Below are 5,130 nucleotides of genomic sequence, written 5' to 3'. Positions count from 1 at the left end.
TCTCGCTGCTGATCGCCTCGCTGGCCTTCGACGGCTCCCCGCTGCTGGCCCCGGCCACCGTCGGGGTGCTGCTGGCGGCGGTGCTGGCCACGCTGCTGGGGTGGGTGGTCTTCCGGCTGACCGCCCTGCTGCGCGGCCAGGCCGACGCCGACCTGCCGCGCGTTTTGGACCGGCCCGTCGACCCGGGCAGGGATCACATCCAAGGTCCGGTGGACGCGCCGCTGACGCTGGTGGAGTACGGCGATTACGAGTGCCCGTTCTGCGCGCATGCCACCGGGGTGGCCCAGGAGCTGCGGCAGCACTTCGGCGACCGGCTGCGCTATGTCTACCGGCACCTGCCGCTGCCCGACGTCCACCCGCACGCCGAGCTGGCCGCCCGGGCCGCCGTCGCCGCCGACGCCCAGGGACGCTTCTGGCAGATGCACGAACTGCTCTTCGCCCACCAGGACCGCCTGGAGTTCGAGGACATCATCAGCTACGCCGTCCAGGCCGGCCTGGACATCGAGGTCTTCCTGCGCGATCTGGAGTCCGAGGCCACCGCCGCCCGGATCCGCGCCGACGTCGCCAGCGCCGAAGCCAGCGGCGCCAGCGGCGCACCCACCTTCTTCGTCAACGACCACCGCCACACCGGCCCCCACGACGCCACCACCCTCACCCACGCACTCGAAGCATCCATCGCCGACGCGAACTCGGTGTAGTGCGGCCGGCGTCGACCGGACCCGGGCACCGGGCGGCGCATTTTTCCGTCCGGTTCGCCCGGTCGGCCCTCCGCCCGGCCGGAGGCGCACCCGCACGGCCACGGGCGAGACCGGGCTTTGCGAGCCGTCCGGGCATCTCCGGAAGAAGCAGGATGGGACATACTGCACAAAGAGTGCATGTGCAGGGTGCCTCGGTGCCCTGCCGGGGCTGCACGAACAAGGAGGCACACATGTCCCCTCCCCTGCTGGTGGACCCGGCCTGGCTGCACGAGCGCCTCGAGGACCCCGCGCTCCGGATCCTCGACGCCACCACCTTCCTCACCCAGCCCGAGGGCGACGGCTACTACGAGTTCGAATCGGGCCGCCGGGCGTACGAGAAGGCCCACATCCCCGGCGCCGTCTTCGCCGACCTGCTGCACGATCTCGCCGACCCCGAGGCGGCCACCATGTTCACCGCGCTCGACAGCGAGACCTTCGCCGCCCGGATCGGCGCCCTCGGCATCGGCCCCGGCACCCATGCGGTCGTCTACGACCAGGGCATGAACATCTGGGCCACCCGGCTGTGGTGGAACCTGCGGTACGAGGGCTTCGACGACGTGTCGGTGCTGAACGGCGGCCTCGCCGCCTGGACCCGGGCGGGCCACGCGGTCAGGAGCGGCGTGGAGTCCAACGAGCCCGCCGTGTTCACCGCCCGGCGCCGCCCCGAGCTCCACGCCGACAAGGACACGGTCCTCGCCGCGATCGGCGACCCGGGCGTCCAGCTGGTGAACTGCCTCGACCGTCCCACCTTCGCCGGTACCCGCAGGACCTGCGCCCGGCCGGGCCGCATTCCCTCCAGCACGAACGTCCCCTTCCCCGACCTCGCCGACTCCGACGGCCTCCTCCACGACCCCGACGAGATCCGCGGGCTCCTCGACGAGGCCGGGACCCTGGACGAGTCCAAGAAGGTCGTCACGTACTGCGGCAGCGGCATCGCCGCCACCACCCTGGCCTTCCAGCTGGCCCTCCTCGGCCGTCCCGACGTCGCCGTCTACGACGGCTCCCTCACCGAGTGGGCCGCCGACCCGGCCCTCCCCCTCGAGGTCGGCTGACGCCGACGACGCCCGGGGCGACGCCGGCGGGCCGGCCGACGGCGGCTGGACCGGCACCCCCACTCGACCGCCGGGCGGGGTGACGACCGAGTGGAGGGCTCCGTCGTCGAACGGGCCGGCCGCGCAAGGGACTCCACGGAGGCGACCCGCCCGGCCCTCGATGCCGACCGGATGCTACGAAGGGCCGGTGCCGGTGGGCAGGGTGGCCGGGGCGGTGCGGCCGTCGTCGGTCTGGCGGAGTTCGGCGAGCAGCTCGTTCTGGCCCACCAGGAGTTCGGTGAGGATGCGCCGGGCCGCCCGCAGCAGCTCGGCGACGTCGCCGCCGGCGAGTGCGTAGCGGACGGTGGACCCCTCCCGGGTGGACACGACGATGCCGGACCGCCGCAGCACCGCCAGCTGCTGCGAGAGGCTGGACGGCTCGATCTCGATGTCGGCGAGCAGGTCCCGCACCGGCACGGGACCGTGCTGGAGCAGTTCCAGGACCCTGATGCGCACAGGGTGTCCGAGCATGCGGAAGAACTCCGCCTTGGCCTGGTAAAGGGGGACTTGCATGCGTGCTCGCTCCCTGCCGCGTCGAGGATGGTCCCAAGGGGCGACGGCACCCCGAGGAGCGCCGCCGCGGAATGCGCCGTGCACAGCCGATCCTTCTCGCCCCCGGCCGGGTGCATCCACGACTTGACATCTTGTGGATGTGGTGACTTGAAGAAGTCTTCACATCGTGGGCACGCGTCGGCCGGGCGCGGAAGGTGCCTAGATCTCGAGCTGTTCCTCGATGCGCTTGAGCTGGTGGCGGGCCATCGCCAGGTTCGAGCGGTTCTTGTCCAGGACGAGGTAGAGGAACAGGCCGTTGCCGCTGCGCCCGGTGACCAGGCGGATCAGGTGGTACTGGCCGGTGAGCGTGATCAGGATGTCCTCGATCTGGCTCTGCAGGCCCAGCTGCTCCATGGTGCGGACCTTGGCGCGGATGACGTCCGTGTTCCCCGCCGCCGCGACGGTCAGGTCCAGGTCCTTGCCCCCGCCCAGGGTTCCCAGGGCCATTCCGCTGGTGTAGTCGACGACCGCCGCGCCCAGCGCTCCCTCGATCGCGGTCATCATTTCCTTCAGCGACACTTCCACATTTGCCATGGGTGGCCTCCCCACTCGGTTGTCGATGCGGTTGGCGGCTGGGCACGGCGGCCGCCGCCGTCCCGTCCGGTGACCGCACCGTAGGGGCGCGTCCCGGTGTTCGAGGGAAGGTCTTCAGGAGTGACGTCCGCTGAACGAAGAATGCCGGTGAGGGACGGTTCGGCGATCACAACCGACTTGTTGGGGAAGGGTGTTGCGCGAACGACGTCCCGGGGTTCGTCCGGGCGGAGTCAGGTCGTTCGTGTGTCGAATCCACGTGCCGAATGCGTGTGCCGAACAGGGCGGAGAGCGCGGCCCCGTCTCCGGCGCGGGCCGGGGACGGGGGATGGCCCGTGCGGTCCGCCCGTGCCTGCTCGGAGCACTTCTCCGGCAGGGCGGACCGCACCCGGTGGCCGCTGTCAGGCCGGGTCGGTACGGGCGATCGGCGCCTCCTGCGCCCGCGGGGCCGGCACGGAGTCCGCCGCCGGGCGGGTCAGGTCACGGCCGCGGGTCTCCCGGAGGGCGACGACGGTGAGGGTGGTGACCACCGCGGCGAAGGAGAGGTACAGGGCGATGGGCGTCGAGGAGTCGTAGCTCCTGAGGAGCTCGACGGCGATGATGGGGGCGAGGGCGCCGGCGACGATGGAGGCCAGCTGGGAGCCCATGGAGGCCCCGGAGTAGCGGACCCTGGTGTCGAACATCTCGGAGACGAAGGCGGCCTGCGGCCCGTACATCGCGCCGTGGAGCAGCAGGCCCACGGTGACCGACAGGGTGATCACGGCGAAGGACTCCGAGTCGACCAGGGTGAAGAAGGCGAACGCCCACACGGCCATGCCGCCCGAGCCGATCAGGGTCACGGGCCTGCGGCCGAGCCGGTCGGAGAGCGCCCCCCACAGCGGGATGGTGAAGAAGTGGACGACGGAGCCGATCAGGACGGCGTTCAGCGCGGTGCTCTTCGGCAGGTCCAGGTGGGTGGTGACGTAGACCAGCACGAAGGAGGTGAGGATGTAGTAGGAGATGTTCTCGCCGAACCGGACGCCGACGGCCCCGAGCACCTCGCGCCAGCTGCGGCGGAAGACCTCGACGACGGGAGCCTTCTCCTTGACCCCCTTGGCGGCCTCCGCCTCCGCCTTGGCCTGGGCGGCGAGGAAGACCGGTGACTCGGACACCGAGACACGGATCCACAGTCCGATCACGACCAGGATGCCGGAGAGCAGGAACGGGATGCGCCAGCCCCAGGACAGGAACGTCTGCTCGGACTGGACGGCGGCCAGCAGTGCGAGGACACCGGTGGCCAGCAGGTTGCCGCCGGGAGCCCCGGACTGCGGCCAGGAGGCCCAGAAGCCGCGGTGCTCGGGGCCGCCGTGCTCGGAGACGATCAGCACGGCGCCGCCCCACTCGCCGCCCAGGGCGAAGCCCTGGATCAGACGCAGGACGGTGAGCAGGATCGGGGCGGCGACGCCGATGGTGCCGTAGGTGGGCAGCAGGCCCATGGCGAAGGTGGCGCCGCCCATCATCAGCAGACTGAGCACCAGCAGCTTCTTGCGGCCGATCTTGTCCCCGAAGTGCCCGAAGACCACGCCGCCGAGCGGCCGGGCCAGGAACCCGATCGCATAGGTGACGAACGCGATCAGCGTGCCCACCAGCGGGTCGCCGGTCGGGAAGAAGAGGGTGTTGAACACCAGCGCGGCGGCGGAGCCGTAGAGGAAGAAGTCGTACCACTCGATCGTGGTGCCGATCAGGCTCGCACTGACGATGCGGGCGATGCCGCCGGAGCGGGGCTCGCCCGGCTTGACGGTTGCGGTCTCGGTCATGGGTTCACCGGTTCTCTGGTGCGGGTGCGGGGACGGACGTGGAGGGCGGCCGTGAGGACGGACAGGGGCCGGTCGTGGGAGGGCCGGTTATGGGGTCAGTTGTGGGGCCGCCGGTCGTGGGGACGGGGGCAGGGACAGGGGTGGTGCGGGGCGTCACAAGGAGCCGGGGCGTCAGTCGGCTCCCCGGCCGTCGCCGGTGACCAGGGCGGCCCGGGACACCGGATCCGCGTCGGCACCCGGAAGCGCCGAGCGGGCGGTGGGAGCAAGGAATTCGCTTGTCATGGCCGGAAACAGTAGGGAGGTCGCCACGCCACACCTATGTATGTGACCAACACAATGGGGAGTTGATCTGTGGGGGCACCCCCTACAGGCCATGGGCTCAGGTGCAGGCCGTGGTGCTCAGGCCGGACCGGGCACGGGGGT

The 5,130-nt window shown here is 71.2% G+C and carries 5 protein-coding genes; 2 read left to right on the top strand and 3 right to left on the bottom strand.

The annotated features are described in order from the left end of the window. Positions 1 to 698, top strand: a 698-nt coding sequence (locus CCN35_RS23020) for a DsbA family protein (RefSeq protein ID WP_158100427.1), incomplete at its 5' end; no start/stop codon positions are given. A 230-nt stretch (positions 699 to 928) separates the two neighbouring features. After that, positions 929 to 1,789 carry a sulfurtransferase gene (locus CCN35_RS23015; protein ID WP_086794144.1) on the top strand — a complete coding sequence of 287 codons (861 nt, stop codon included), beginning with the start codon at positions 929 to 931 and terminating at the stop codon, positions 1,787 to 1,789. Between the two features lie 174 nt (positions 1,790 to 1,963). On the opposite strand, the gene CCN35_RS23010 is transcribed toward CCN35_RS23015, so the two are convergent. The 3 genes from CCN35_RS23010 to CCN35_RS23000 all read right to left on the bottom strand — a co-directional run bounded on the left by CCN35_RS23010 (position 1,964) and on the right by CCN35_RS23000 (position 4,707). Then, positions 1,964 to 2,341 carry an ArsR/SmtB family transcription factor gene (locus tag CCN35_RS23010; protein WP_067396510.1) on the bottom strand — a complete coding sequence of 126 codons (378 nt, stop codon included), beginning with the start codon at positions 2,339 to 2,341 and terminating at the stop codon, positions 1,964 to 1,966. A gap of 198 nt (positions 2,342 to 2,539) precedes the next feature. Further along, a complete protein-coding gene (locus CCN35_RS23005) occupies positions 2,540 to 2,914 on the bottom strand; it encodes a roadblock/LC7 domain-containing protein (RefSeq protein ID WP_067396513.1) in 375 nt (124 codons plus the stop codon). Positions 2,915 to 3,312: 398 nt separating this feature from the next. Further along, positions 3,313 to 4,707 carry an MFS transporter gene (locus CCN35_RS23000; protein WP_086794141.1) on the bottom strand — a complete coding sequence of 465 codons (1,395 nt, stop codon included), beginning with the start codon at positions 4,705 to 4,707 and terminating at the stop codon, positions 3,313 to 3,315. Between the last annotated feature and the right edge of the window lie 423 nt (positions 4,708 to 5,130).

The sequence above is a fragment of the Streptomyces thermovulgaris genome, assembly GCF_002155915.1.
GTDB lineage: Bacteria > Actinomycetota > Actinomycetes > Streptomycetales > Streptomycetaceae > Streptomyces > Streptomyces thermovulgaris.
This window is presented reverse-complemented; position numbering and strand designations above follow the sequence as displayed.